Source organism: Pseudomonas sp. Gutcm_11s (assembly GCF_028649395.1).
Lineage (GTDB): Bacteria > Pseudomonadota > Gammaproteobacteria > Pseudomonadales > Pseudomonadaceae > Aquipseudomonas.
This window is the reverse complement of record NZ_JAQSUW010000014.1, coordinates 612,772-639,016: the sequence shown is the minus strand read 5'-3', so window position 1 is coordinate 639,016 and position 26,245 is coordinate 612,772. Positions and strand designations below refer to the sequence as shown.

Here is a 26,245-nt window from a genome sequence, read left to right as displayed (position 1 = left end):
GTCATGGCTCCCAAGGACGCACAGAGCGAGCTGATTCGCGCCAAGGACGTGTCGGCGTTCGACCTCTGGTCGCTGCCCAGCTTCGACCCGGAGGTCGAGGCGCCGCCGGAGCCGGAGCCTGCGCCTGTTGTCGAACCCGAAGTGGCCGAGCAGCCGCAGGTCGAGGAGGTGGCGGTCGAGGACGTCAAGCCGCTGACGCTGGATGAACTCGAGGCGATCCGCCAGGACGCCTACAACGAGGGCTTTGCCACCGGCGAGAAGGACGGCTTCCACGCCGGCCAACTGAAGGCCAAGCAGGAGGCGGAACTCGCCCTGGCCGACAAGGTGGCCCAGCTGGAACAGGTCATGGCGCACCTGCTGGAGCCCATCGCCGAGCAGGACCAGGAGCTGGAGAAGGCGCTGGTCAACCTGGTCAGCCAGATGACCCGTCAGGTGATCCAGCGCGAGCTGGCCACCGACTCCAGCCAGATCCGCCATGTGCTGCGCGAGGCGCTGAAGCTGTTGCCCATGGGCGCGAGCAATGTGCGTATCCATATTCACCCGCAGGACTTCGAGCTGGTGAAGGCCCTGCGTGAGCGTCATGAGGAGACCTGGCGCATCCTCGAGGACGACTCCCTGCAACCCGGCGGCTGCCGGGTCGAGAGCGAGCACAGCCGCATCGACGCCAGCGTCGAGACGCGCATGGCCATGGCCCTCAAGCAGCTGTTCGAGCAGCAGCGGGCGCAGGTGAGCAACCCGCCGGAATCCGATATCCAGGTCGACCTGGAGTCCCCCGATGCGCCTTGAGCGCACCAGTTTCGCCAAGCGACTGGCTGGCTACAGCGAGGCCGTCGAGCTGCCGACGCAGCCGGTGGTGGAGGGTCGCCTGCTGCGTATGGTCGGCCTGACCCTGGAGGCCGAAGGCCTGCGCGCCGCCCTCGGCAGCCGCTGCCTGGTGATCAACGACGACAGCTACCACCCGGTGCAAGTAGAGGCCGAGGTGATGGGCTTCGCCACTGGCAAGATCTATCTGATGCCGGTCGGCAGCCTGGCCGGCATCGCCCCTGGCGCCCGTGTGGTGCCGCTGCCGGACACCGGCCGTCTGCCCATGGGCATGTCCATGCTCGGTCGCGTGCTGGATGGCGCCGGCCGCGCTCTGGATGGCAAGGGTGGGATGAAGGCCGAGGACTGGGTGCCGATGGACGGCCCGACCATCAACCCGCTCAACCGTCACCCGATCAGCGAACCACTGGACGTCGGTATCCGCTCCATCAACGGCCTGCTTACCGTTGGCCGCGGCCAGCGTCTGGGCCTGTTCGCTGGTACCGGCGTCGGTAAGTCAGTGCTGCTGGGCATGATGACGCGCTTCACCGAGGCGGAAATCATCGTTGTCGGTCTGATCGGCGAGCGGGGCCGCGAGGTCAAGGAGTTCATCGACGAGATCCTCGGCGAAGAAGGCCTCAAGCGTTCCGTAGTGGTTGCTTCGCCGGCAGACGAGGCGCCGCTGATGCGCCTGCGCGCCGCGCAGTACTGCACGCGCATCGCCGAGTACTTCCGCGACAAGGGCAAGAACGTCCTGCTGCTGATGGATTCGTTGACCCGTTACGCCCAGGCCCAGCGCGAGATCGCCCTGGCCATCGGCGAGCCGCCGGCGACCAAGGGTTATCCGCCGTCGGTGTTCGCCAGGCTGCCCAAGCTGGTGGAGCGTGCCGGTAATGCCGAGGAGGGTGGTGGTTCGATCACCGCCTTCTACACCGTGCTTTCCGAGGGCGACGACCAGCAGGACCCGATCGCCGACGCCGCACGTGGCGTGCTCGACGGCCACTTCGTGCTGTCCCGGCGCCTGGCCGAAGAGGGACACTATCCGGCCATCGATATCGAGGCTTCGATCAGTCGGGTCATGCCGCAGGTGGTCAGCCCCGAGCACCTCAAGCTGGCCCAGCGTTTCAAGCAGCTGTGGTCGCGCTACCAGCAAAGCCGCGATCTGATCAGCGTCGGCGCCTATGTGGCCGGCGGCGATCCTGATACCGACCTGGCCATCGCGCGCCAGCCGGCCATGGCCCGCTACCTGCGCCAGAGCCTGGGCGAAAGCGTGTCCATGAACGACAGCGTCGGCCAGTTGGCGCAGGTGTTCAATCCGCAGGCGCAGGCCTGATAGATGGCCAACAGTCGTGCCGCGCGCCTGGCGCCGGTGGTGGAGATGGCCGAGCGCGCCGAGCGCGAAGCGGCCCGGCAGATGGCCCACATGCAGGGCCTGCTGGCCAAGGCCGAGGCCCAGCTGGGCGAGCTGGAGCGCTACCGCGGCGACTACCAGCAGCAGTGGATCACCGAAGGCAGCAAGGGCGTTTCCGGCCAGTGGCTGATGAACTACCAGCGCTTTCTCAGCCAGCTGGAAACGGCCATCGGCCAGCAGCTGCAGAGCATCAACTGGCACCGCCAGAACCTGGAAAAGGCGCGGGCCATCTGGCAGCAGCGCTATGCTCGTGTCGAAGGGTTGCGTAAGCTCGTGCAACGCTACCTGGATGAGGCGCGCGCCGCCGAGGACAGGCGCGAGCAGAAGCTGCTCGATGAGCTTGCACAACGTCTACCTCAACGCGATCAGGGTTGATCGCGGTTGCCGCCGTCATCGGCGGGTGCTAAATCTTCTTTCTGCACAAAGAACCAACAAGGAGTGCTACATGGCTATCACCGCGCTGCCCTCGGGCGACGGACAGGAGCTGACCATTCAGATCCAGGGTCGCTTCGATTTTTCCGCGCACCAGGAATTTCGTGATGCCTACGAGCGAGTAAGCGCTACTCCCAAGCGCTATGTGGTGGATCTCAAGGGGGCCACCTACCTGGACAGTTCGGCACTCGGCATGCTTTTGCTGCTGCGTGATCACGCCGGCGGCGACCATGCCCGTATCAGCCTGGTCAACTGCAATCCCGATGTGCGCAAGATCCTGTCCATCTCCAACTTCGAACAGCTGTTCCAGATCGGCTGATCGCCATGCCCAGTCGCCTGTCCATTCTGATCGCCGAGGACAGTGCGGCGGACCGCATGCTGCTGTCCACCATCGTCAGCCGCCAGGGCCACCGCGTACTCACTGCGAGTAACGGCCTGGAGGCAGTGGCGCTGTTCGAGCAAGAGCATCCGCAGCTGGTGCTGATGGACGCCATGATGCCGGTGATGGATGGCTTCGAGGCGGCGCGGCGGATCAAGGAAGCGGCCGGCGAGGCGCTGGTGCCGATCATCTTCCTCACCTCGCTGACCGAGAACGAGGCGCTGGTGCGCTGCCTGGAGGTCGGTGACGACTTCCTCGCCAAGCCCTACAACCAGATCATCCTGCAGGCCAAGATCAGCGCGATGGACCGGTTGCGCCGCCTGCAGCAGACGGTGCTGCAGCAGCGCGACCTGATCGCCAAGCACAACGAGCACCTGCTGACCGAGCAGCGGGTGGCCAAGGCGGTGTTCGACAAGGTGGCCCACTCCGGCTGCCTGAGCGCCGCCAACATCCGTTATCTGCAGTCACCTTTCGCCCTGTTCAACGGTGACCTGCTGCTGGCCGCGTTCAAGCCCTCCGGTGGCATGCACGTGTTGCTCGGCGACTTCACCGGCCATGGCTTGCCGGCGGCCATCGGTGCCATGCCCCTGGCCGAGGTGTTCTACGGCATGACCGCCAAGGGCTTCTCCATGGCGGAAGTGCTGCGCGAGATGAACGCTAAGCTCAAGCGCATCCTGCCGGTGGGCGTGTTCTGCTGCGCCACCATGCTCAACCTGAGCTTCCAGCGCCGGGTGGTGGAGGTGTGGAACGGCGGCCTGCCCGACGGCCACCTGCTGCGTGCGGCGAGTGGCGAGCGGGTGCCGCTGGTATCGCGCCACTTGCCCCTGGGGGTCTTGGACCCGGCGTCGTTCAACGAGTCTTATGAGGTACACCCGCTGCAGCTGGGGGATCGTATCTTCCTGCTGACCGATGGCGTGCTGGAGACCCGCGATGCGGCCGAGCAGCTGTTCGGCGAGGAGCGCCTGCTGCAGGTGTTCGCCGCCAGGCATGCGCCGGAGCGCCTCTTCGATGAGATCCAGGCGGCGCTGGTGGCCTTCCGTGGCGAGGCGCAGGACGACGTCAGCATGATCGAGCTGAGCATGATCGACGACGTCGCGCTGGCTCGGCCGCCGCTGGCCTTCTCCGACAGCGGCCAGAGCAGCCCGCTGGACTGGTCTGCAGGGTTCGAGTTCCGGGCGGCGGCGCTCAAGCGTTTCAATCCGCTGCCGTTCCTGCTCCAACTGCTGATGGAGGTGCGCGGCCTGCGCGCGCAGGGCGGTGCGCTCTACACGGTCATGGCCGAGCTCTACTCCAACGCCCTGGAGCATGGCGTGCTGGGGCTGGACTCGGGGCTCAAGTCGGATGCGCAGGGCTTTGCTCAGTACTACCGCGAGCGTGGTCAGCGCCTGTTGGCATTGACGGACGGCTTCGTGCGTTTCGACCTGGAGCTGCTGCCGGAGGAAAACGGCGGCTGCCTGCGGATCCGCGTGCAGGACAGCGGCGCGGGCTTCGACGTGGCGCGGGCCATGGCCAAGGATCGGGGCAGCGAGTGCCTCAGTGGCCGCGGTCTGCACCTGATTCGCCAATTGACCGATCAGTGCCAGTGGTCGCCGGATGGCCGCGGCGCCATGGTGGAGTTCCGCTGGTCGGCATGATGGGAGCGACCGGCGCTGATGGCGTATGGCCAATACGCGCTTGTTCTCAGGCATAATCGCCGCTTCCCGATCATGGAGTGAGCCGGTGTCCGATATTCACCTCGATCAGAACGTGTTGGCTGCCCTGCTGGATGTCATGGGGGAGGAATACCCCGTGCTGCTGGATACGTTCGTCGTCGATTCGGAAGAGCGCCAGCGCCACATCCACGAGGCCATGATCGCTGCCGACCCGCAGGCGCTGCGCCTGGCCGCCCATAGCTTCAAGGGCAGCTGCAGCAACATGGGCGCGCCGCTGCTGGCCGGGCTGTGCAAGCAGCTGGAGGAGGCGGCCCGTCGCGAGCTGCTGGAGGAGGCGCCTGCCCTGATCGAGCAGATTGGCCGCGAGTTCGCCATCGTCCGTATCCTGCTCAAGTCCGAGCGCCAGCGTCATAGCTGAGTGCTCGACGGGCCATTTGCAAAGTTGGCCCGCGCCTTGCTCTGTCCCCGGTACGATCCATCCCTAACGGAGAGTACCCATGTCCGTTGCACCCGATTTCCTTCTCCAGTCCGCGCCCGAGGTACGGCCCAAGGCGGCTGCCGCCAAGGCGCCTGCCAGTGCGCCGGAACCCAGTAACAATGAGGCTTCCAGCTTTGCCGAGGTGTACGCCAAGGAGCGTCAGGCCAAGGCGGCCGAGCGCAAGGAGGCCAGCGCCAAGGCAGCCGAGGAGCGCTCCGCCGATGCTAAGCCGGCCGGCGAGCCCAAGGCCGATGCTGCCGCTGAAGAGCCTGCGGTTGCCGAAAGCGGCAAGGGCTTGCCGGAGGAAACCGCCGATGCAGGTGAGGAGGGCGTCGACCCGCTCCTGCTGATGGCGATGACCGGCCAGCTGCCCACTGCCGAGAGCGTCGACCCGGCGCTGACCGGTGAAGCTGATGCCACGGGTAGCGAGACCGATCCGTTGCAGCAGGTCAGCCTGCTGCTGAGCGCCAACGCTGCGCCCGCGGCTTCCACCGAAACCGGAGCAGAGCCTGAGGTGGATCTGTTCGCCGGCCTGCCAGGCGCGAAGCTGGCCCTTGACCTGGATGCACAGGCTCAGGCTTCGGCTCAGCAGCAGTTGAGCCCCGGGGCGGTGGCCGCGGAGAAGTCGGCGAATGCCAGCCAGGGCTTCGCCAATGCCATGGCGGCGTTCGCAGGTGACGCGGTACCCAGCGAGGAAGCTCCTACGGAAAGCCTGGAGAGCGATTTGCTCGGCGAAGGTCTGGATACCGTGAGTAGCGCCCGCGAAGGGCAGAGCGATGCCCGCGCCGAGGCGTTCGCCAGCAAGCTCAGCGCGCTGAGTCAGGCCATCAACCAGCAGGCCAATGCCGCCCAGCGCTTGCCGTTGGTGCCTGGTCAGCCGGTGCAGGTCGGTCATCCGGGTATGAGCGAGGCGGTGGTCGACAAGGTGATGTGGCTGTCGAGCCAGAACCTCAAGTCCGCAGAGATTCAGCTCGATCCCGCCGAGCTGGGGCGCTTGGAAGTGCGCATCGAGCTGAACAAGGATCAGGCCGCCCAGGTCACCTTCGTCAGCGCCAACCCCAACGTGCGTGATCAGCTGGAAGGCCAGGCGCACCGGTTGCGCGAGCTGTTCGCTCAGCAGGGCATGAACCAACTGGATGTGAACGTCTCCGACCAGTCCATGGCACGTAGCTCCCAGGGTGGCGGTGAGGAAGGCCAGCGTCGCTCTGGTGGTCGCGGCCTGAGCGGCTCCGGCGATGAGGAAGTGCTCAGCGGTGTCAGCGAGATCCGTACGTCGTCCGGCGGTGCTGCGCCGCGTGGTTTGGTGGATTACTACGCCTGACGTATTTGCTACAGGCATGCAAGAAGCTGCGCCCCGTGCCGATAAAAGCACGGGGCGCAGTCGTTTTCGGGTGACAGGCGGTCGTTGCCTTGGTATATCGGCAGCCTGTGTCGGGGCGTGCAGGAGGGACTATCTTGTTTACAAGGTGGCATAACACTTGCTCCTAAGCCCTTGACTGTGGACAAAACACCGAAAAACGACGGATTTCTGGCATGGCAAAGAAACAGGCTCCTAAACCCCCGGCGGGCGATGGCGGCGAAAAAGCCGGCGGTAAGGGCAAGCTCAAACTCATCATCCTGATCGTCGTCATACTGTTGCTGGCAGTCGGTGGCTCGGTGGGCGCGACCCTGTTCTTCCTCGGCAAGGACAAGGGTGCGGAAGAAGAGAAACCGGCAGAAGAGGCGAGCAGCGAAAGCGCCGCCCCGGTCAAGCTGCCGGCGCTGTACGAGGCCATCGCCCCGGCCTTCATCGCCAACTACAAATTCCAGGGCCGGCAGCGCTACATGCAGGTCAGTGTGGCGCTGATGGCGCGCAACCAGGCGGAGCTGGATGCGCTCAAGGTGCATATGCCGCTGATCCGCAATCGCCTGGTCATGCTGTTCTCCGGCCAGGACTTCGGCGCGCTGATGACGCCGGTCGGCAAGGAGATGCTGCGTAGCCAGGCCACTGCGGTGGTGCAGGAGCTGGCGCAGAAAGAAACCGGCAAAACTGTGGTCGAACAGGTTCTGTTCACCAACATCGTGTTGCAGTAGCGGGAGCCATCATGGCCGTACAAGACCTGCTGTCACAGGACGAAATCGACGCGCTGTTGCACGGCGTGGACGATGGCCTGGTCGAGACCGAGGACGCCGGCGATCCCGGTAGTGTCAAAAGCTATGACCTGACCAGTCAGGACCGCATCGTCCGCGGACGCATGCCGACCTTGGAGATGATCAACGAGCGTTTCGCCCGCTACACCCGCATCAGCATGTTCAACCTGCTGCGTCGCTCCGCCGACGTGGCCGTGGGCGGTGTGCAAGTCATGAAGTTCGGCGAGTACGTGCACTCGCTGTATGTACCGACCAGTCTCAACCTGGTGAAGATGAAGCCGTTGCGCGGTACCGCGCTGTTCATCCTCGACGCCAAGCTGGTGTTCAAGCTGGTGGACAACTTCTTCGGCGGCGACGGTCGCCACGCCAAGATCGAGGGTCGTGAGTTCACGCCCACCGAGCTGCGTGTGGTGCGCATGGTCATCGACCAGGCGTTCATCGACCTGAAGGAAGCCTGGCACGCCGTGCTGGACGTCAACTTCGAGTACATCAACTCGGAAGTGAACCCGGCCCTGGCCAACATCGTCAGCCCCAGCGAAGTGGTGGTGGTGTCCACCTTCCACATCGAGCTGGACGGCGGCGGCGGCGATCTGCACATCACCATGCCGTATTCGATGATCGAGCCGATCCGCGAGATGCTCGATGCCGGCTTCCAGTCCGACGTGGACGACCAGGACGAGCGCTGGATCAAGGCGCTGCGCGAGGACATCCTCGACGTCAACGTGCCGCTCGGCGCTACCCTGGCACGGCGTGAGCTGAAGCTGCGCGACATCCTGCACATGCAGCCCGGCGACGTGATCCCGGTGGAGCTGCCGGAGCAGATGATCATGCGCGCCAACGGCGTGCCGGCCTTCAAGGTCAAGCTGGGCGCCCACAAGGGCAACCTGGCCCTGCAAGTTCTCGAGCCCGTGGAGCGCCTGCGCTGAGGCGCAGCGTTGCCACAGACGTGTCGCCCCTCACCAGGTGGCGGCAAATAGATAAGGTGGTTGGCTGGGCTACAGGTCCGGCCAGCCAGACACCAGATGAATAGCCAGCCGAGGTAGAGCGATGGCAGACGAAAACGAAGGCAGCAGCCCAGAAGAGCAGGCCCTGGCCGACGAATGGGCCGCGGCCCTGGCCGAGGCTGGCGATGATGCTGGTCAGGCCGATATCGATGCGCTGATGAACCAAGGTGCAGCGGCCGCTCCGGCGGCTCCGCGCATGGCCATGGAAGAGTTCGGCGCGGCGCCCAAACCGGGTAACGGTCCGGTGGCCCTGGAGGGCCCCAACCTGGACGTGATTCTCGATATTCCGGTGTCCATCTCCATGGAGGTGGGCAGCACAGAGATCTCCATCCGCAACCTGCTGCAGCTCAACCAGGGCTCGGTGGTGGAACTGGATCGTCTGGCTGGCGAGCCGCTGGATGTGCTGGTCAACGGTACCCTGATCGCCCACGGCGAGGTGGTGGTGGTCAACGAGAAGTTCGGCATCCGCCTGACCGACGTGATCAGCCCCAGCGAACGTATCAAGAAGCTGCGCTAACCATGATGCGTGCAATCTGCAGTCTTTCCCTGCTGGCGCCGCTGACCGCGCTGGCGGCCGAGCCCGCGACCAAGGCGGTCACTGCGCCAGTTGCCGGTAGCGATATCGGCGGCCAGCTGGTGCAATTGATGCTCGGCCTGTTGCTGGTGGTGGGGCTGATCTTCGCTCTCGCCTGGCTGCTGCGCCGGGTCCAGCAGATCGGCCCGCGCGGCAATCAGGCGATCAAGCTGGTGGCCAGCCAGGCACTGGGGCCGCGCGATCGGCTGCTGCTGGTGCAGGTCGGTGGCGAGCAGATCTTGCTGGGCATCAGCGCCGGTCGCATCTCTCCGCTGCATGTGCTCAAGGAACCGGTGATCGTCGGCGACGCCGAGCCGGCCGCGCCGGAGTTCGCCCAGCGCCTGATGGAGCTGCTCGGCAAGGACCAGAAGGACCACAAGGAATGAGCGCCTGGCGCATTCTGCTGACGCTGTTGTTGGTCATCGCCGCGCCTCTGGCGTTTGGTGCCGACGATCCCCTGTCGATTCCCGCCATCACCCTGAGCACCAACGCCGAGGGTCAGCAGGAGTACTCGGTCAGCCTGCAGATACTGCTGATCATGACGGCGCTGAGCTTCATTCCGGCGTTCGTCATGCTGATGACCAGTTTCACCCGGATCATCATCGTCTTCTCCATCCTGCGTCAGGCGCTGGGCCTGCAGCAGACGCCGTCGAACCAGATACTCATCGGCCTGGCGCTGTTCCTGACCATGTTCATCATGGCGCCGGTGTTCGACAAGATTAACCAGGACGCCCTGCAGCCCTACCTCAACGAACAGTTGCCGGCGCAGCAGGCGATTGCCAAGGCCGAGGGGCCGATAAAGGAGTTCATGCTGGCGCAGACCCGTGCCTCGGACCTCGAGCTGTTCGTGCGCCTGTCCAAGCGCACCGACATCGCAAGCCCCGAGGCCGCGCCGCTGACCATCCTGATCCCGGCCTTCGTCACCTCCGAGCTGAAAACTGCGTTCCAGATCGGTTTCATGATCTTCATTCCATTCCTGATCATCGACATGGTGGTGGCGAGTATCCTCATGGCCATGGGTATGATGATGCTGTCGCCGCTGATCATTTCCCTGCCGTTCAAGATCATGCTGTTCGTCCTGGTTGATGGCTGGGCGCTGATCATGGGTACGCTGGCCGGCAGTTTCGGCACCATATAGAGGGCGCGCAGATGACTCCGGAAATCGCCGTCGACCTGTTCCGCGAAGCGCTTTGGCTGACCGCCCTGATCGTCGGCCTGTTGGTGCTTCCCAGTCTGCTGGTGGGCTTGCTGGTAGCCATGTTCCAGGCCGCCACGCAGATCAACGAACAGACCCTGAGCTTCGTCCCGCGTCTGCTGGTGATGTTGCTGACCCTGATCTGGGCCGGTCCCTGGCTGGTGCGCGAGCTGATGGAGTACACCCAGACGCTGGTGCAGAACATTCCGCTGTTGATCGGCTGATGCTCGAGCTGACCAATGCGCAGATCGGCGGCTGGGTAGGCCAGTTCCTCCTGCCGCTGTTCCGCATCGCCTCCATGCTGATGGTCATGCCGGTGATTGGCACCCAGCTGGTGCCGGCGCGCGTGCGCCTGTATCTGGCGCTGGCCATCTGTCTGGTGCTGGCGCCCAACCTGCCGCCGATGCCGCAGGTGGACTCCATCAGCCTGCAGTCGATGCTGCTGATTGGCGAACAGGTGCTGATCGGGGTGATGTTCGGCTTCATGCTGCAGCTGTATTTCCACCTGTTCACCGTGGCCGGTCAGATCATCGCCATGCAGATGGGCCTGGGCTTCGCCTCCATGGTCGACCCCTCCAATGGTGTGTCGGTGCCGGTGCTCGGCCAGTTCCTGTTGATGCTCGTCACGCTGTTGTTCTTGGCCATGAACGGCCATCTGGTGGTGTTCGAGGTATTGGCCGAGAGCTTCGTGACCCTGCCGGTGGGCGAGGGGCTGCTGCTCGATCATTACTGGACGCTGGCTGGCAAGCTGACCTGGGTGATCGCCGCCGGCCTGTTGATGGCGCTGCCGGTGGTGACTGCGCTGCTGATCATCAACCTGGCGTTCGGTGTGATGACCCGTGCGGCGCCACAGCTGAACATCTTCTCCATCGGCTTCCCGCTGACCCTGGTGCTGGGCTTGTTCATCTTCTGGGTGGGGCTTTCCGACTTCCTCGCGCAGTTCCAGGTGCTGACCAGCGAGGCCCTGCAACAACTGCGCGAACTGGCGCGCGTTCGCTGAGGAGGCTCCGGCATGGCAGAGAGCGAAAGCGGCGCAGACAAGAGCGAGGAACCCACTAGTAAGCGCCTGGAAGAGGCGCGCAAGAAGGGGCAGATCGCTCGCTCCAAGGAGCTCAGCACCCTGGCGGTGACATTCGGCGGCGCCGCGGCGCTGCTGATCTTCGGTGCTGACATGGGCCAGGCGATGCTGGACCTGATGCGTGGCAACTTCGCTCTGCCGCGCGAGGTGCTGCTGGACGATGGCTCCATGGCCCGCTACCTGCTGCGCACCGGCATGGAGGCGCTGCTGGCTCTGCAGCCATTCCTCGTGGTCATGCTCATCGCTTCCATCGTCGGCCCGGTGGCCCTCGGTGGCTGGTTGTTCTCCGCCGAGGCGCTGCAGCCCAAATTCAGTCGCATGAACCCGCTGGAGGGGCTCAAGCGCATGTTCTCCACCAAGGCGCTGGTGGAGCTGCTCAAGGCCCTGGCCAAGTTCGTGCTGATACTGCTGGTGGCCCTGGCGGTGCTCAAGTCCGACCAGGACGACCTACTGGCCATCGCCAACGAGCCTATCGAGTCGGCGATCCTGCATGCCATGAACGTGACCGGCTGGAGCCTGCTGTGGATGGCCTGCGGGCTGATCCTCATCGCGGCGGTGGATGTGCCGTTCCAGCTCTGGGATACCAAGCAGAAGCTGATGATGACCAAGCAGGAGGTCAAGGACGAGTACAAGGACAGCGAGGGCAAGCCCGAGGTCAAGTCGAAGATCCGCCAGTTGCAACGGCAGATGGCCGAGCGGCGGATGATGCAGCAGGTGCCCGAGGCCGACGTGGTGATCACTAACCCGACGCACTTCGCCGTGGCGTTGAAGTACGACCCGGCCAAGGGCAATGCACCGATGTTGCTGGCCAAGGGTGGCGATTTCCTGGCGCTGAAGATTCGCGAAATCGCCCAGGAGCACAAGGTCACGTTGCTCGAGTCGCCGGCCCTGGCGCGGGCGGTGTTCTATTCCACCGAAGTGGATCAGGAGATTCCTGCCGGTCTGTACCTCGCCGTCGCGCAGGTCCTGGCGTACGTCTATCAGCTCAAGCAGTTCCGCACCGGCAAGGGCAAGCGCCCTGGGCCGCTGCCTGATCTGCCGATTCCGCCGGATCTGCGGCGCGACGAGTAAGTGGCCTCGTTGGGCGGCGCTGAATGCCAGCGCCGCCTAGGCAGTCAGCGAATTACGCCGCAGGCCACGCGGGCACCACCACCGCCGAGTGGTTTGGGGTGGTCGGCGTGGTTGTCGCCGCCGGCGTGGACCATCAGGGCATGCCCCTTCAGTTCATCAAGGCTCTTCAGGCGCGGTGCCAGCACGGGCTGTTCGGCCTTGCCTGCGGCATCCACGTATAGCGGTGGCAGGTCGCCACGGTGAGCGTCGTCCTGCCAGGGCGTGCCGTGCTTGCCGATGCCATCCGGATCCCAGTGGCCGCCGGCCATCTCGGCTGCCGATGGCTGGCCATCCTTGCTGCCTGGCGCGCAGTCCGGGTTGGTGTGCAGATGAAAGCCGTGGATTCCCGGCGCCAGGCCGGACAGGGCGGGGGTGAAGACCAGGCCGTAACGGCTCTGTTCGACCTGAATGGTGCCGACAGGCTTGCCGATGCCGCTGCTGTCCACGGCATTCAGCGGGATGGATAGCGGGGCGGCTTGCACGCCGCCGGCCGCGACAAGGAGGGCGGCTAGGGTCCATTGGCGCATGGGGAGGTTCTCCTGGTGTGGCTGGAAAACTTCTGACTTCCGCATCCCGCCATGGTTTCCTCCTTCTGGTGTAACTCATTGTTTTTCAATGTCTTGGAAAACATGGCCGACTTCTTGCTCTGACCCCCGCACGGCGCCTTTTGCGTCAAAAGATTGAACTGGCTGGGGTAATCAAGTGGCAGTGGATCGGGCGCAAATCATCGGTGATGTACGCAGCAATCTGGCGGGGTTGCGCCACGGCAATCTGGGCATTCCGCTGCTGCTGCTGGTCATGCTCGCCATGGTCATGCTGCCGATCCCGCCGTTCCTGCTCGACGTGCTGTTCACCTTCAGCATCGCGCTGTCCATCGTGGTTCTGTTGGTCGCCATCTACTCGCTGCGCCCGCTGGATTTCGCCGTTTTCCCGACCGTTCTGCTGGCGGCGACGTTGCTGCGCCTGGCGTTGAACGTGGCGTCGACCCGTGTGGTACTGCTGCACGGCCAGGACGGGCATGACGCCGCGGGCAAGGTGATCCAGGCCTTCGGTGAGGTGGTGATCGGCGGCAACTACGTGGTCGGTGCCGTGGTGTTCGCCATCTTGATGATCATCAACTTCGTGGTGGTCACCAAGGGCGCCGGGCGGATCTCCGAGGTGAGCGCGCGTTTCACCCTGGACGCCATGCCTGGCAAGCAGATGGCCATCGACGCCGACCTCAACGCCGGCCTGATCGACCAGGCCGAGGCCAAGAAGCGTCGCGCCGAGGTGGCCCAGGAGGCCGACTTCTACGGCTCGATGGACGGTGCCTCGAAATTCGTTCGTGGTGACGCCGTCGCCGGCCTGCTGATCCTCTTCATCAACCTGATCGGCGGCATGGCCATCGGCGTGCTGCAGCACGACCTGGCGTTCGCCGAGGCGGGGCGCATCTACACCCTGCTGACCATCGGTGACGGCCTGGTGGCGCAGATCCCGTCGCTGCTGCTGTCCACCGCCGCGGCCATCATGGTGACCCGTGTCTCGTCTGCTGAGGACATGGGCCAGCAGATCAACCGGCAGATGTTCGCCTCGCCCAAGGCTCTGGCCGTGTCCGCTGCGATCATGATTGCCATGGGCCTGGTGCCGGGCATGCCGCACGTGCCCTTCATCGGCCTCGGCCTGGTGGCCGCGGGCGCGGCGTACTGGATCGCGCACAAGCAGCGCAAGCTCAAGGTGGTGGCCGAGCAGGAAACCAAGCGCCAGCAGGAGCTGCTGCCGGCGCAGAAGGCCCAGGAGGTCAAGGAGCTGGGCTGGGACGACGTCACCCCGGTGGACATGGTCGGCCTGGAAGTGGGCTATCGCCTGATCCCGCTGGTGGACCGCAACCAGGGTGGCCAGTTGCTGGCGCGGATCAAGGGCGTGCGCAAGAAGCTGTCGCAGGAAATGGGCTTCCTGATGCCGTCCGTGCATATCCGCGACAACCTGGACCTGTTGCCGAATGCCTATCGTCTGACCCTGATGGGCGTCAGCGTGGCCGAGGCCGAGGTGTATCCGGAGCGCGAGCTGGCGATCAACCCGGGCCAGGTGTTCGGCACCCTCAATGGCATCGCCGCCAAGGATCCGGCGTTCGGCCTGGAGGCGGTGTGGATCGACCCGTCCCAGCGCGACCAGGCGCAGTCCCTTGGCTACACCGTGGTCGACGCCAGTACCGTGGTCGCCACGCACCTCAATCAGGTCTTGCACAAGCATGCCCATGAGCTGCTCGGCCATGAGGAGGTCCAGCAACTGCTGCAATTGCTGGCCAAGAGCTCGCCGAAGCTGGCCGAGGAACTGGTGCCGGGCATGGTCTCGCTGTCGACCCTGCTCAAGGTGTTGCAGACCCTGCTGGCCGAACAGGTGCCGGTGCGCGACATCCGCAGCATCGCCGAAGCCATCTCCAACGTCGCCGGAAAGAGTCAAGATCCCGCCGCGATGGTCGCTGCGGTTCGCGTCGCGCTTTCTCGCGCAATCGTGCAAAGCATTGTGGGACTAGAGCCGGAGCTGCCTGTCATCACTCTGGAACCCAGGTTGGAACAGTTATTGCTCAATAGCCTGCAGAAGGCCGGTCAGGGCTCCGAGGATGGCATCCTCCTCGAGCCTGGCATGGCGGAGAAGCTGCAACGCTCCCTGGTGGAAGCGGCGCAGCGCCAGGAAATGCTCGGCAAGCCAGTGATCCTGCTGGTAGCCGGCCCGGTTCGGGCGATGCTCTCGCGCTTTGCGCGGCTCGCTGTTCCCAGCATGCACGTACTGGCCTACCAGGAAATACCGGATAACAAGCAGGTCACGATCGTCGCCACGGTCGGCCAGAACTGAGGGTTCTAAGCCATGCAAGTCAAACGCTTCTTCGCCGCCGATATGCGTACCGCCATGAAACTGGTGCGCGATGAACTGGGCGCCGATGCCTCGATCATCGGCAACCGTCGCGTGGCCGGCGGCGTGGAGCTGACCGCTGCCCTGGATTACCAGCCGACCGCTCCGGCGCGTCAGCCCAATCCCGCGCTGGAGGCCGAGCTGCGCAAGACCCAGGCGAAGATCGCGACTGCTCAGGCCGAGCTGACCGTCCGCGCAGTGGCCGACGAGCGCAAGGATCGCCAGCTGTTCGCCAACGAGTCGCTGATCGCCCCCGAGCTGCCGGCCACTGCGGTCAAGGCCCAGCGCCCGGTGGCTGCCGCCCAGCCTGCAGTCAAACCGACAGCCGCCGCGGTCGATCAGCGTGCCCTGGATGCCATGCGTTTCGAGCTGCATGGCCTGCGTGAACTGATCGAAGTGCAGCTGGGCTCTATTGCCTGGGGTCAGCTGCAGAATCGTCGTCCGCAGCAAGCCAACCTGTGGCGCCGCCTGCAGCGCATGGGCCTGTCCGCCGAGCTGTCCAAGGCTCTGCTGGAACGCGTGGCCAAGGTCGCCGATCCGCGTCAAGCCTGGCGCATGCTGCTGGCCCACCTCGCTCATGCAATCAAGACGCCTGCTGTAGAGCCGCTGGAAGAGGGCGGTGTGATCGCCCTGGTCGGTCCCGCCGGCATGGGCAAGACCACCACCCTGGCTAAGATGGCGGCGCGTTATGTGCTGAAATACGGCCCGCAGAGCATTGCGCTGGTCAGCATGGACAGCTTCCGCATCGGCGCCCAGGAGCAGATCAAGACACTCGGCCGCATCCTCAACGTGTCCGTGACTCAGGTCGATCCGGGCCAGTCGCTGGTTCAGGCCCTGGCGCCGCTGGCGCGTAAGAAGGTCGTGCTGATCGATACCGCTGGCCTGCCGGGCAATGATCCGGCCCTGCGCATGCAGTTGGAGAGTCTGGCTGCGCGTGGTGTCAAATCGAAGAACTACCTGGTGCTGGCCGCTACCAGCCAGGCGCAGGTGCTCAAGGCCGCCTATCACAGCTACCGGATCTGCGGCCTCGCCGGGTGCATCCTGAGCAAGGTGGACGAGGCGGCTAACCTGGGTGAAGTACTGGGGCTGGCTATCAGCCAGCATCTACCGGTAGCCTATCTGGCAGATGGGCCGAAGATTCCGGACGATCTGCATGTGCCGCGCAGCCACCAGCTGGTGAGTCGCGCCGTGAGCCTGCAGACTCCCGAAGATCCGAGCGAGGAGGCCATGGCGGATATGTTCGCCGGCCTGTACCACCATCCGGCGCGTCGCGCGGGATAGGGCAGGCGGCACCGTACAAGGCGTTCTAGTGTTAGGAAAGGGTCGGTGTAGTTGCCCGACCAGCCCAGAGCAGGCAAGACAAGGGTAAGAGAAGAACATGGGTAGTATGCATCCCGTACAGGTGATCGCAGTCACTGGCGGCAAGGGCGGTGTCGGCAAGACCAATGTGTCGGTGAACCTGTCGCTGGCCCTGGCTGACCTTGGTCGCCGGGTCATGCTGATGGACGCCGACCTTGGCCTGGCCAACGTCGACGTCCTGCTCGGCCTGACCCCCAAGCGCACCCTGGCCGACGTGATCGCCGGCGAGTGCGACCTCAAGGACGTGCTCCTGCAGGGGCCCGGCGGCATTCGCGTGGTGCCGGCCGCATCAGGCACGCAGAGCATGGTGCAGCTGTCGCCGGTGCAGCACGCCGGCCTGATCCAGGCCTTCAGTGACATCAGCGACAACCTTGATGTGCTGGTAATCGATACCGCCGCCGGCATTGGCGACGGCGTGGTCAGCTTCGTGCGCGCGGCGCAGGAGGTGCTGGTGGTGGTCTGCGACGAGCCGACCTCGATCACCGACGCCTATGCGCTGATCAAACTGCTCAATCGCGACTACGGCATGAGCCGCTTCCGCGTGCTGGCCAACATGGCCCACAGCCCGCAGGAAGGACGCAATCTCTTTGCTAAGCTGACCAAGGTAACCGACCGTTTTCTTGATGTGGCCCTGCAGTACGTCGGCGCCGTCCCCTACGACGAGTCCGTACGCAAGGCCGTGCAGAAACAGCGCGCGGTATACGAAGCCTTCCCGCGCTCGAAATGCGCACTGGCGTTCAAGGCGATCGCCCAGAAAGTCGACACGTGGCCGCTCCCGGCCAACCCGCGCGGCCATCTGGAGTTCTTCGTCGAGCGTCTGGTGCAGCAGCCGATCGCGGGTACGGCGGTATGACAGCAGCCAGTGGACTTCGCATGTACAACAAGGCGCAGGCGCAGGATTCCCAGCACCAGTTGATCGAGCGCTACGCGCCTCTGGTCAAGCGCATCGCCTATCACCTGTTGGCGCGTCTACCGGCCAGCGTGCAGGTCGACGACCTGATGCAGGCGGGCATGATCGGTCTACTGGAAGCGTCAAAAAAATACGATGGCACTAAGGGTGCCAGCTTCGAGACTTATGCCGGCATCCGCATCCGCGGAGCCATGCTGGATGAGGTGCGCAAGGGCGATTGGGCGCCGCGTTCGGTGCACCGCAATACTCGGATGGTCAGCGACGCTATTCGTGCAATCGAGGCTCGCACGGGAAGAGACGCTAAAGATCAAGAGGTTGCGGCCGAACTCCAATTGAGTCTCGAGGATTACTACGGCATCCTTGGCGACACTTTGGGCAGCCGCCTGTTCAGTTTCGACGACCTGGTGCAGGACGGTGAGCAGGGTGGATTGCACGAGGATGTCAGCAGCAGTCACGGCGGGCCTCTGCATGGCCTGGAAGACGAGCGGTTTCAGGCGGCGCTGGCCGACGCCATCGCCCATCTGCCGGAACGCGAGCGCCTGGTGCTGTCGCTGTATTACGACGAAGAACTGAATTTGAAGGAAATCGGCGAGGTACTGGGGGTCAGCGAATCCCGGGTCAGCCAGTTGCACAGCCAGTGCGCCGCGCGTTTGCGGGCCCGGTTGGGTGAGTGGCGAGCCAGCTGACGGGCTGGCCGATTTCATGATTTACGGCGTTTCCGGGCCACCGGGTGCGCTTAGGACTGTACGGAGGTCGACTTGGACAAGAACATGAAAATCCTCATCGTTGACGATTTTTCGACGATGCGACGGATCATCAAGAACCTCCTGCGTGATCTGGGGTTCACCAACACCGCAGAGGCAGACGACGGCAATACCGCGCTGCCTATGCTGCAGAGCGGCAGCTTCGACTTCCTGGTAACCGACTGGAACATGCCTGGCATGACCGGTATCGATCTGCTGCGCGCGGTGCGTGCCGATGATCGCCTGAAGACCCTGCCGGTACTGATGGTGACTGCAGAAGCCAAGCGCGAGCAGATCATCGAAGCCGCCCAGGCCGGTGTAAACGGGTACGTGGTCAAGCCGTTCACCGCCCAGGTACTGAAGGAGAAGATCGAGAAGATCTTCGAACGGGTTAACGGCTGATGATCGCCGCGAGGGCGCTATGGCACACGATGATTCACATCTGGGCGAACTCGAATCGACCCTGAAGCAGCATGCCACTCAGCTTGTCGAGAGCCTTGAAAAAGGGAATTTCGGTGAGGCGGTTGGCCTGATTCACGAGCTCAACAAGGCTCGTGATCATGGCTTGTACCAAGAGGTTGGCAAGCTCACCCGCGAATTGCACAACGCGATCGTCAATTTCCAACTCGATCCGCACAACCCGCACGCCCAGGAAATCTCGCAGATCACCGACGCCACCGAGCGTCTGTCCTATGTGGTGCAGATGACCGAGAAAGCGGCCAACCGCACCATGGACCTGGTCGAGCAGAGCGCGCCGCTGGTCAACGATCTGGGTGACGAGGCCAAGACGCTTTCGGCGGAGTGGGGCAAGTTCATGCGCCGCGAGATGGGCGCCGACGCCTTCCGCGACTTGGCCAAGCGTATCGAGCTGTTCCTCGCGCGTAGCGAGCGTGACAGCCAGAAGCTGTCCGGGCATCTGAACGACATTCTGCTGGCGCAGGACTTCCAGGATCTCACCGGTCAGGTGATCAAGCGCGTGACGCAGCTGGTCACCGAGGTCGAGCGCGACCTGCTCAAACTGATGCTGATGGCCAGTCATGTCGACCGCTTTGCCGGCATCGAACATGACATGGAAGAGTTGCGCGCCGAGCAGCAACAACAAAAAGAGCCTTCCAAGGGTGAAGGTCCGCAGATACATGCCGATAAGCGTGAAGACATCGCTTCCAGCCAGGACGATGTCGACGATCTGCTGTCCAGCCTTGGATTTTAGGGCTCTAACAGAGCCTTTGGAGCGCACCGATGAGCTTCGACGCCGATGAAGAAATCCTCCAGGACTTCCTGGTAGAGGCCGGCGAAATTCTAGAGTTGTTGTCCGAGCAACTGGTCGAGCTGGAGAGCCGACCAGATGACATGGACCTGCTCAATGCCATTTTCCGTGGTTTCCACACCGTCAAGGGTGGCGCGGGCTTCCTCCAGCTCAACGAGCTGGTCGAGTGCTGCCACATCGCGGAAAACGTCTTCGACATCCTGCGCAAAGGCGAACGCCGCGTTAACGCCGAGCTGATGGACGTGGTCCTGCAGGCGCTGGATGCGGTCAACGAGATGTTCAGCCAGGTACGTGAGCGTACCGAGCCCACGCCGGCATCCCCGGAACTGCTGGCCGCGTTGTCGCGCCTGGCCGAGCCGGAAAGCGCCGACGAGCTGGCGACAGAGTCGGAGCCGGAAGCGGAAGCTGCCGAAGCGCCTGCCGCTGGTGATGACATTACCGACAGCGAGTTCGAGCAGCTGCTGGATGCCATCGGCGATCAGCCGGCAGCAGAGGTTGAGGCGCCAGTCGCCGGTGGCGGCGATGAGATCACCGACGACGAGTTCGAAGCTCTGCTCGACCAGCTGCACGGCAAGGGCAAGTTTGTCGGCCCGGCCGATGAGCCGGTTGCGCCTGTCAAGCCTGCAGCAGCCCCGGCTGCCAGCGGTGGCGACGACATCACCGACGATGAATTTGAAGCGCTGCTCGACCAGTTGCATGGCAAGGGCAAGTTCACCGGCCCGGCCGACGAGCCGACCGCGCCAGCCAAACCCGCAGCTGCGCCTGCAGCGTCCGCTGCCGGCGGCGACGACATCACCGACGATGAATTCGAAGCGCTGCTCGACCAGTTGCATGGCAAGGGCAAGATCACCGGGCCGGCCGAGGAGGCTGCTGCAGTAGCTGCTCCGGTTGCGGCCGCACCAGCCAAGAAGGCCGAGCCGAAGAAGGTCGAAGCCGCCAAGCCTGCCGCAAAACCGGCAGCCAAGGCAGAACCGGCTAAGGCTGCAGCGCCAGCACCGGCAGCTGCCGGTGGTGCTCCTGCGCCAGCTGCCAGCGAAGCGGAGACCACCGTACGGGTCGACACCGCGCGCCTGGACGAGATCATGAACATGGTCGGCGAACTGGTGCTGGTGCGTAATCGCCTGGTCCGCCTGGGTCTGAACAGTGGCGACGAGGCCATGGCCAAGGCCGTGTCCAACCTCGACGTGGTCACCGCGGATCTGCAGACCTCGGTCATGAAGACCCGCATGCAGCCGATCAAGAAGGTGTTCGGGCGTTTCCCGCGCCTGGTTCGCGATCTGGCCCGCAACCTGAAGAAAGAGATCAACCTTGAGCTGGTCGGTGAAGAGACCGACCTCGACAAGAACCTGGTCGAGGCTTTGGCCGACCCGCTGGTGCACTTGGTGCGCAACGCGGTCGACCATGGCATCGAGGGGCCTGACGAGCGCGAGGCCGCCGGCAAGGCGCGGGCGGGCCGCGTGGTGCTGTCCGCCGAGCAGGAGGGTGATCACATCCTGTTGTCGATCTCCGACGACGGCAAAGGCATGGACCCGGAGATTCTCCGCGCCAAGGCGGTGGAGAAGGGCCTGCTGGACAAGGATGCGGCCGACCGCCTGAGCGAGACCGAGTGCTACAACCTGATCTTCGCTCCGGGCTTCTCGACCAAGACCGAGATTTCCGACGTGTCCGGCCGCGGTGTGGGCATGGACGTGGTGAAAACCAAGATTTCCCAGCTCAACGGCATCATCAACGTGCATTCGGCCAAGGGCCAGGGCTCGAAGATCATCATCAAGGTGCCGCTGACCCTGGCGATCATGCCGACCCTGATGGTGATGCTGGCCAACCAGGCTTTTGCCTTCCCGCTGGTCAACGTCAACGAGATCTTCCACCTCGACCTGTCGCGCACCAACGTGGTAGACGGCCAGGAAGTGGTAATCGTGCGCGACAAGGCACTGCCGTTGTTCTACCTCAAACGCTGGCTGGTCGTCGGCGCGTCCAACGAGGAGCAGCGCGAGGGTCACGTGGTCATTCTTACCGTCGGTAGCCAGCGCATCGGCTTCGTGGTCGACCAACTGGTTGGTCAGGAAGAGGTGGTGATCAAACCCCTCGGCAAGATGCTGCAGGGCACGCCCGGCATGTCTGGCGCTACCATTACCGGTGACGGGCGCATCGCCCTGATCCTCGACGTGCCGAGCATGCTCAAGCGTTACGCGCGTCGCATCTGATCGAATGCGGCTGGCCAGGCCAGCCGCTCTGGAGTGTTTATGGCAGTCAAGGTCCTGGTGGTGGATGACTCCGGCTTCTTCCGCCGCAGGGTCTCGGAAATCCTCTCCGCCGATCCCGATATTCAGGTAGTCGGTACCGCCACCAACGGTCGCGAGGCTATCGATCAGGCTCTGGCCCTCAAGCCGGACGTGATCACCATGGATTACGAGATGCCGATGATGGATGGCATCACGGCAGTGCGGAACATCATGCAGCGCTGCCCGACGCCGGTCCTGATGTTCTCCTCGCTGACCCACGAGGGTGCTCGTGTCACCCTGGATGCGCTGGACGCCGGTGCGGTTGACTACCTGCCGAAGAACTTCGAGGACATCTCGCGCAACCCTGACAAGGTCAAGGCCTTGCTGTGCGAGAAGGTCCACACCATCGCTCGCAGTAATCGTCGCTACAGCACCTTCAGTGCCCCTGCGGCCAGCCCGTCGCCGGCCGCCGCGCCTGCCGCGCGGGGAGCTGCTCCGGCTCCTGCACCGGTCAGCCGGCCCAGCGCTGCTCCGGCGGCACCGGCTTCCAGTGGTGGTGCCCCAAAGCGTAAATCGTACAAGCTGGTGGCCATCGGCACGTCCACCGGCGGGCCTGTGGCTCTGCAGCGGGTGCTTACCCAGCTGCCAGCCAATTTCCCGGCGCCCATCGTATTGATCCAGCACATGCCGGCGGCGTTCACCAAGGCCTTTGCCGAGCGCCTGGACAAGCTCTGCCGGATTACCGTCAAAGAGGCCGAGGATGGTGATGTGCTGCGCCCCGGACTGGCGCTGCTGGCTCCTGGTGGCAAGCAGATGATGGTCGACCCGCGCGGCGCGGTGAAGATCCTGCCCGGTGACGAGCGTCTGAACTACAAGCCTTGCGTCGATATCACCTTCGGCTCGGCCGCCAAGTCGTTCAACGACAAGGTGCTGGCCGTGGTGCTCACCGGCATGGGCGCCGACGGCCGTGAGGGCGCGCGCCTGCTCAAGCAGAGCGGAAGCCAGGTGTGGGCCCAGGATGAGGCCAGTTGCGTCATCTACGGCATGCCCATGGCGGTGGTGAAGGCCAACCTGGCTGATGCCGTGTATGGGCTCGATGAGATTGGCCGCCACCTGGCCGAGGCCTGTATCTGATGGATGTACTCAGCCTCATCGGCGTCATCCTGGCCTTCGTCGCCATCATTGGCGGCAATTACCTGGAGGGTGGCCACGTCGGGGCTCTGATCAATGGCCCGGCGGCGCTGATCGTGATCGGCGGCACCTTGGGCGCGGCTTTCATCCAGGCGCCGATGCACGTGTTCAAGCGTGCCCTGGCGATTCTGCGCTGGATCGTTTTCCCGCCGCGCATCGATCTGGCTGGTGGCATCAACAGTGTGGTCGGCTGGAGCATGGCGGCGCGCAAGGAAGGCCTGCTTGGCCTCGAGCCTGTTGCCGACAACGAGTCTGATCCTTATGCCCGCAAGGGCTTGCAGCTATTGGTGGATGGCGCCGAGCCGGAAGCCATCCGCAGCATTCTCGAAGTCGATCTCTACAACCAGGAAGCCCGCGATATCCAGGCGGCCAAAGTGTTCGAGAGCATGGGCGGTTATGCGCCGACCATCGGCATCATCGGTGCGGTGATGGGCCTGATCCACGTGATGGGCAACCTGGCCGACCCGAGCAAGCTGGGTAGCGGCATTGCCGTTGCGTTTGTGGCCACCATCTACGGCGTGGCGTTCGCCAACCTGTTGCTGCTGCCGGTGGGCAACAAGCTGAAGGCCGTTGCCATGCGCCAGTCGCGTTACCGTGAAATGCTGCTGGAGGGCATTCTGTCCATCGCCGAGGGCGAGAACCCGCGCTCCATCGAGCTGAAGCTGCAGGGCTTCATGGACTGACCATGGCCCGTCGGCGCAACCACGAAGAGCACGAGAATCACGAACGCTGGCTGGTGTCCTACGCGGACTTCATCACCCTGCTGTTCGCCTTCTTCGTGGTGATGTATTCGATCTCCTCGATCAACGAGGGCAAGTACAAGGTGTTGTCGGAGAGCCTGGTCGGCGTGTTCAGCGAGCCGGAGCGGGCGATCAAGCCGATCCCCATCGGTGACGAGAAGCCGCGCACCACAGAACCTGACCGCTCGATGATCGAGGACAACCCGAACAGCAGCACCTCCAGCGATGATCCGGCCAACGATCCGCTGCAGCAGATCGCCACCAGCATGCGCGACGCTTTCGGCGATCTGATCGCCAACGAACAGCTGACCGTGCGCGGCAACGAGCTGTGGGTGGAGATCGAGCTCAACTCCAGCCTGTTGTTCCCCAGCGGCGATGCAGTTCCCAACGAGATGGCCTTCACTCTTATCGAGAAGGTCGCAAAGATATTGGCGCCCTATGAAAACCCGGTGCATGTCGAAGGCTTCACCGACAACCTGCCGATCAACACCGCGCAGTACCCGAGTAACTGGGAACTTTCCTCGGCGCGGGCGGCCAGCATAGTGCGGATGCTGGCGATGGACGGGGTGAATCCCGGGCGTATGGCCGCAGTCGGCTATGGCGAATTCCAGCCGGTGGCGGACAATGCCACGGCAGAGGGACGGGCACGCAACCGCCGGGTGGTGCTGGTGGTGTCGCGCAACCTCGACGTTCGGCGTAGCGTGAGTGGTGTGGGTAGCAGCAATGCCAAGCCTGATGCCGCATTGCAGCGTGCTGGCACGCAACCTGCACCGGCACAGCCACAGGCGGCACCGGTGACCGGGCCCGCCAATATTTCGACGCCTACACCCTGAGGCGTCACCCAGTTCTCGGCAGGGGGACGGCCAGGCCGGGAGGACGAAGAATATGAAAGTCTGGGCAGTAGCCAATCAAAAAGGTGGGGTCGGCAAGACCACCACATCCATCGCCCTGGCGGGCCTGCTGGCTGATGCCGGCAAGCGCGTGGTGGTGGTCGACCTCGACCCGCACGGGTCGATGACCAGTTATTTCGGCCATGATCCGGACACCCTGGAACACAGCAACTTTGACTTGTTCCTGCATCAGGGCGTCGTGCCCCAGGGGTTGCCGGCCAGCCTGCTGCTGCCAACCAGCCATGAGAGTATTTCCCTGCTGCCGTCGAGCACCGCGCTTGCCACCCTGGAGCGCCAGTCGCCCGGGCAGAACGGTCTGGGCCTGGTGATCGCCAAAAGCCTGGCGCAGCTGTGGGACAAGTTCGACCACGCCATCATCGACAGCCCTCCCTTGCTCGGCGTGCTGATGGTCAATGCGCTGGCTGCGAGCCAGCAGCTGGTGATTCCGGTGCAGACCGAGTTCCTTGCCGTGAAGGGCCTGGAGCGCATGGTCAGCACCCTCAATATGGTCAATCGTTCGCGCAAGCAGCCTTTGCCGTACACCATCGTTCCGACCCTGTTCGATCGGCGCACCCAGGCCTCGTTGAATACCCTGCGGGTGCTGCGCAACACTTATCCGGAGCACCTCTGGCAGGCCTATGTGCCGGTGGATACCCGTCTGCGTGATGCCAGCAGAGCAGGGCGGACGCCCTCGCAGTTCGATGGCAACAGTCGCGGGGTCATCGCCTATCGCGCGTTGCTCAAGCACTTGCTGGCGGGCCAGCCGGCGACTCAGGTAGCCTGATGGGCCGGCTATGCTGAACGGACAGGTTCAAGTCATCGGCCAGCCCTGCCGATAGTCTGTACAGACTCTCTCGTGGAACACTTTATGAGCCGCACCGCCACCGCCGCCATTCGACCTCAGCAGGCCTTGCAGTCCTACCTGGATGCACTGTTGCAGGAGGCCGCCGTCGAACTGGAGGAGAGCCTCGATTTCGACGAGTTCGAAGCAGCCGTGCTCGAAGAGCAGGTGCGCGATGCCCGCCGTGAGGAGACGCCGCCGGTAACTCTCAGACCCCTGGCGCTGGCCGAGGCCAAGCCACAGGTGCTGCCGACCATCGATCTGCGTCTGCCTGAAGTGGCTCCGCTGGTGGAAGTCGAGATCGAGATCCCGGCTCCGGCCCCGGTGGCGGAGATCGAGCCGCAAGTAATCGTGCAGACCGAGCAGGAGCTGCAGCCCGCCGCAGTGCCCAGCCTCGACGGCCGCCCGGATTGGGCCGAAGAGCCTTTCGAGTGCCTGCTGTTCGACGTGGCCGGCCTGACCCTGGCGGTTCCGCTGGTGTGCCTGGGCTCCATCTACCCGTTGGCCGATACCGAGCTGACCCCGTTGTTCGGCCAGCCGGACTGGTTCCTTGGCATACTGCCGAGCCAGGCGGGCAACCTGAAGGTGCTGGATACCGCGCGCTGGGTGATGCCCGAGCGCTATCGCGAAGATTTCCGCGAGGGCCTGCAGTACGTGATTTCCGTGCAGGGCTACGAGTGGGGCCTGGCGGTACACCAGGTCAGCCGCTCGATCCGCCTGGTACCGGATGAGATCAAGTGGCGCAGCCAGCGCTCGCAGCGCCCCTGGCTGGCCGGCACGGTGATCGAACACATGTGCGCGTTGCTCGATGTCTCGGCCCTGGCCGAGCTGATCGCCAGCGGCGCCACGCGCAGCGGAGCGATCCGCGCACACTGAATGCAACGCCCCGTTCGCGCGGGGCTCTATAGTTAACGACAAGCGGGTAGACCCGCGAACTTGAGGCTAGGGA

The 26,245-nt window shown here is 64.2% G+C and carries 28 protein-coding genes; 27 read left to right on the top strand and 1 reads right to left on the bottom strand.

What is annotated here, in order from left to right; all coding sequences use genetic code 11:
• Window positions 1–3 precede the first annotated feature (3 nt).
• The 15 genes from fliH to flhB all read left to right on the top strand — a co-directional run bounded on the left by fliH (window position 4) and on the right by flhB (window position 12,205).
• Complete coding sequence (gene fliH / locus PTT45_RS13850; RefSeq protein WP_273813928.1) at window positions 4–786, top strand: flagellar assembly protein FliH; 783 nt, start codon at window positions 4–6, stop codon at window positions 784–786.
• Complete coding sequence (gene fliI, locus PTT45_RS13845) at window positions 776–2,134, top strand: flagellar protein export ATPase FliI (protein WP_273813927.1); 1,359 nt, start codon at window positions 776–778, stop codon at window positions 2,132–2,134. The genes fliH and fliI overlap by 11 nt, the downstream gene beginning before the upstream one ends.
• 3 nt (window positions 2,135–2,137) lie before the next feature.
• On the top strand, window positions 2,138–2,587 hold the full coding sequence (gene fliJ, locus PTT45_RS13840) for a flagellar export protein FliJ (protein WP_273813925.1): 450 nt from the start codon (window positions 2,138–2,140) through the stop codon (window positions 2,585–2,587).
• Between the two features lie 70 nt (window positions 2,588–2,657).
• On the top strand, window positions 2,658–2,963 hold the full coding sequence (locus tag PTT45_RS13835; protein ID WP_043310566.1) for an STAS domain-containing protein: 306 nt from the start codon (window positions 2,658–2,660) through the stop codon (window positions 2,961–2,963).
• 5 nt (window positions 2,964–2,968) lie between these two features.
• Window positions 2,969–4,657 carry a fused response regulator/phosphatase gene (locus tag PTT45_RS13830; RefSeq protein ID WP_273813924.1) on the top strand — a complete coding sequence of 563 codons (1,689 nt, stop codon included), beginning with the start codon at window positions 2,969–2,971 and terminating at the stop codon, window positions 4,655–4,657.
• Window positions 4,658–4,742: 85 nt separating this feature from the next.
• A complete protein-coding gene (locus PTT45_RS13825) occupies window positions 4,743–5,093 on the top strand; it encodes an Hpt domain-containing protein (RefSeq protein WP_273813923.1) in 351 nt (116 codons plus the stop codon).
• Window positions 5,094–5,172: 79 nt separating this feature from the next.
• A complete protein-coding gene (locus tag PTT45_RS13820; RefSeq protein WP_273813922.1) occupies window positions 5,173–6,474 on the top strand; it encodes a flagellar hook-length control protein FliK in 1,302 nt (433 codons plus the stop codon).
• 212 nt (window positions 6,475–6,686) lie between these two features.
• Window positions 6,687–7,226 (top strand): flagellar basal body-associated protein FliL, encoded by a 540-nt coding sequence (gene fliL, locus PTT45_RS13815; RefSeq protein WP_273813921.1) that lies wholly within the window; start codon window positions 6,687–6,689, stop codon window positions 7,224–7,226.
• Window positions 7,227–7,237: 11 nt separating this feature from the next.
• Window positions 7,238–8,209: a flagellar motor switch protein FliM gene (gene fliM / locus PTT45_RS13810; protein WP_273813919.1), complete on the top strand. Its 972-nt coding sequence runs from the start codon at window positions 7,238–7,240 to the stop codon at window positions 8,207–8,209.
• 121 nt (window positions 8,210–8,330) lie between these two features.
• Entirely contained in the window at window positions 8,331–8,804 is a 474-nt protein-coding gene (gene fliN / locus PTT45_RS13805) for a flagellar motor switch protein FliN (RefSeq protein ID WP_273813918.1), read from the top strand.
• Between the two features lie 5 nt (window positions 8,805–8,809).
• Window positions 8,810–9,247 carry a flagellar biosynthetic protein FliO gene (gene fliO, locus PTT45_RS13800; RefSeq protein WP_443218195.1) on the top strand — a complete coding sequence of 146 codons (438 nt, stop codon included), beginning with the start codon at window positions 8,810–8,812 and terminating at the stop codon, window positions 9,245–9,247.
• Window positions 9,244–9,999 (top strand): flagellar type III secretion system pore protein FliP, encoded by a 756-nt coding sequence (fliP, locus tag PTT45_RS13795; protein ID WP_273813914.1) that lies wholly within the window; start codon window positions 9,244–9,246, stop codon window positions 9,997–9,999. The genes fliO and fliP overlap by 4 nt, the downstream gene beginning before the upstream one ends.
• A gap of 11 nt (window positions 10,000–10,010) precedes the next feature.
• On the top strand, window positions 10,011–10,280 hold the full coding sequence (gene fliQ / locus PTT45_RS13790; protein ID WP_273813912.1) for a flagellar biosynthesis protein FliQ: 270 nt from the start codon (window positions 10,011–10,013) through the stop codon (window positions 10,278–10,280).
• Window positions 10,280–11,056 (top strand): flagellar biosynthetic protein FliR, encoded by a 777-nt coding sequence (gene fliR / locus PTT45_RS13785; RefSeq protein ID WP_273813910.1) that lies wholly within the window; start codon window positions 10,280–10,282, stop codon window positions 11,054–11,056. Before fliQ ends, fliR begins: the two co-directional genes overlap by 1 nt.
• A gap of 12 nt (window positions 11,057–11,068) precedes the next feature.
• On the top strand, window positions 11,069–12,205 hold the full coding sequence (gene flhB, locus PTT45_RS13780; RefSeq protein WP_273813908.1) for a flagellar biosynthesis protein FlhB: 1,137 nt from the start codon (window positions 11,069–11,071) through the stop codon (window positions 12,203–12,205).
• A gap of 44 nt (window positions 12,206–12,249) precedes the next feature.
• Here flhB and sodC read toward each other — a convergent pair whose 3' ends face one another.
• Window positions 12,250–12,771 carry a superoxide dismutase [Cu-Zn] SodC gene (gene sodC, locus PTT45_RS13775; RefSeq protein WP_273813907.1) on the bottom strand — a complete coding sequence of 174 codons (522 nt, stop codon included), beginning with the start codon at window positions 12,769–12,771 and terminating at the stop codon, window positions 12,250–12,252.
• A 181-nt stretch (window positions 12,772–12,952) separates the two neighbouring features.
• Between sodC and flhA the strand changes: the two genes are divergently transcribed.
• From flhA to PTT45_RS13715, 12 genes are all read left to right on the top strand, one after another.
• Window positions 12,953–15,076, top strand: a complete 2,124-nt coding sequence (flhA, locus tag PTT45_RS13770; RefSeq protein WP_273813905.1) for a flagellar biosynthesis protein FlhA — start codon at window positions 12,953–12,955, stop codon at window positions 15,074–15,076.
• 12 nt (window positions 15,077–15,088) lie between these two features.
• The gene (flhF, locus tag PTT45_RS13765) at window positions 15,089–16,414 is read left to right on the top strand and encodes a flagellar biosynthesis protein FlhF (RefSeq protein ID WP_273813903.1); all 1,326 of its coding nucleotides are present in this window, start codon (window positions 15,089–15,091) and stop codon (window positions 16,412–16,414) included.
• A 97-nt stretch (window positions 16,415–16,511) separates the two neighbouring features.
• A complete protein-coding gene (gene fleN / locus PTT45_RS13760) occupies window positions 16,512–17,345 on the top strand; it encodes a flagellar synthesis regulator FleN (RefSeq protein WP_273813902.1) in 834 nt (277 codons plus the stop codon).
• Window positions 17,342–18,088, top strand: a complete 747-nt coding sequence (gene fliA, locus PTT45_RS13755; protein ID WP_273813901.1) for an RNA polymerase sigma factor FliA — start codon at window positions 17,342–17,344, stop codon at window positions 18,086–18,088. The genes fleN and fliA overlap by 4 nt, the downstream gene beginning before the upstream one ends.
• Window positions 18,089–18,172: 84 nt before the next feature.
• Window positions 18,173–18,547 carry a chemotaxis response regulator CheY gene (locus PTT45_RS13750; RefSeq protein WP_171016308.1) on the top strand — a complete coding sequence of 125 codons (375 nt, stop codon included), beginning with the start codon at window positions 18,173–18,175 and terminating at the stop codon, window positions 18,545–18,547.
• Window positions 18,548–18,566: 19 nt separating this feature from the next.
• Window positions 18,567–19,355 (top strand): protein phosphatase CheZ, encoded by a 789-nt coding sequence (locus PTT45_RS13745; protein ID WP_273813898.1) that lies wholly within the window; start codon window positions 18,567–18,569, stop codon window positions 19,353–19,355.
• Window positions 19,356–19,384: 29 nt separating this feature from the next.
• Entirely contained in the window at window positions 19,385–21,616 is a 2,232-nt protein-coding gene (locus PTT45_RS13740) for a chemotaxis protein CheA (RefSeq protein ID WP_273813895.1), read from the top strand.
• A gap of 39 nt (window positions 21,617–21,655) precedes the next feature.
• Window positions 21,656–22,768 (top strand): protein-glutamate methylesterase/protein-glutamine glutaminase, encoded by a 1,113-nt coding sequence (locus PTT45_RS13735; protein WP_273813894.1) that lies wholly within the window; start codon window positions 21,656–21,658, stop codon window positions 22,766–22,768.
• On the top strand, window positions 22,768–23,508 hold the full coding sequence (locus PTT45_RS13730; RefSeq protein ID WP_273813893.1) for a flagellar motor protein: 741 nt from the start codon (window positions 22,768–22,770) through the stop codon (window positions 23,506–23,508). The genes PTT45_RS13735 and PTT45_RS13730 overlap by 1 nt, the downstream gene beginning before the upstream one ends.
• A 2-nt stretch (window positions 23,509–23,510) precedes the next feature.
• Complete coding sequence (motD, locus tag PTT45_RS13725) at window positions 23,511–24,398, top strand: flagellar motor protein MotD (RefSeq protein ID WP_273813891.1); 888 nt, start codon at window positions 23,511–23,513, stop codon at window positions 24,396–24,398.
• Between the two features lie 52 nt (window positions 24,399–24,450).
• Window positions 24,451–25,239: a ParA family protein gene (locus PTT45_RS13720; RefSeq protein ID WP_273813888.1), complete on the top strand. Its 789-nt coding sequence runs from the start codon at window positions 24,451–24,453 to the stop codon at window positions 25,237–25,239.
• Window positions 25,240–25,323: 84 nt separating this feature from the next.
• A complete protein-coding gene (locus PTT45_RS13715) occupies window positions 25,324–26,172 on the top strand; it encodes a CheW domain-containing protein (protein WP_273813887.1) in 849 nt (282 codons plus the stop codon).
• Window positions 26,173–26,245 lie beyond the last annotated feature (73 nt).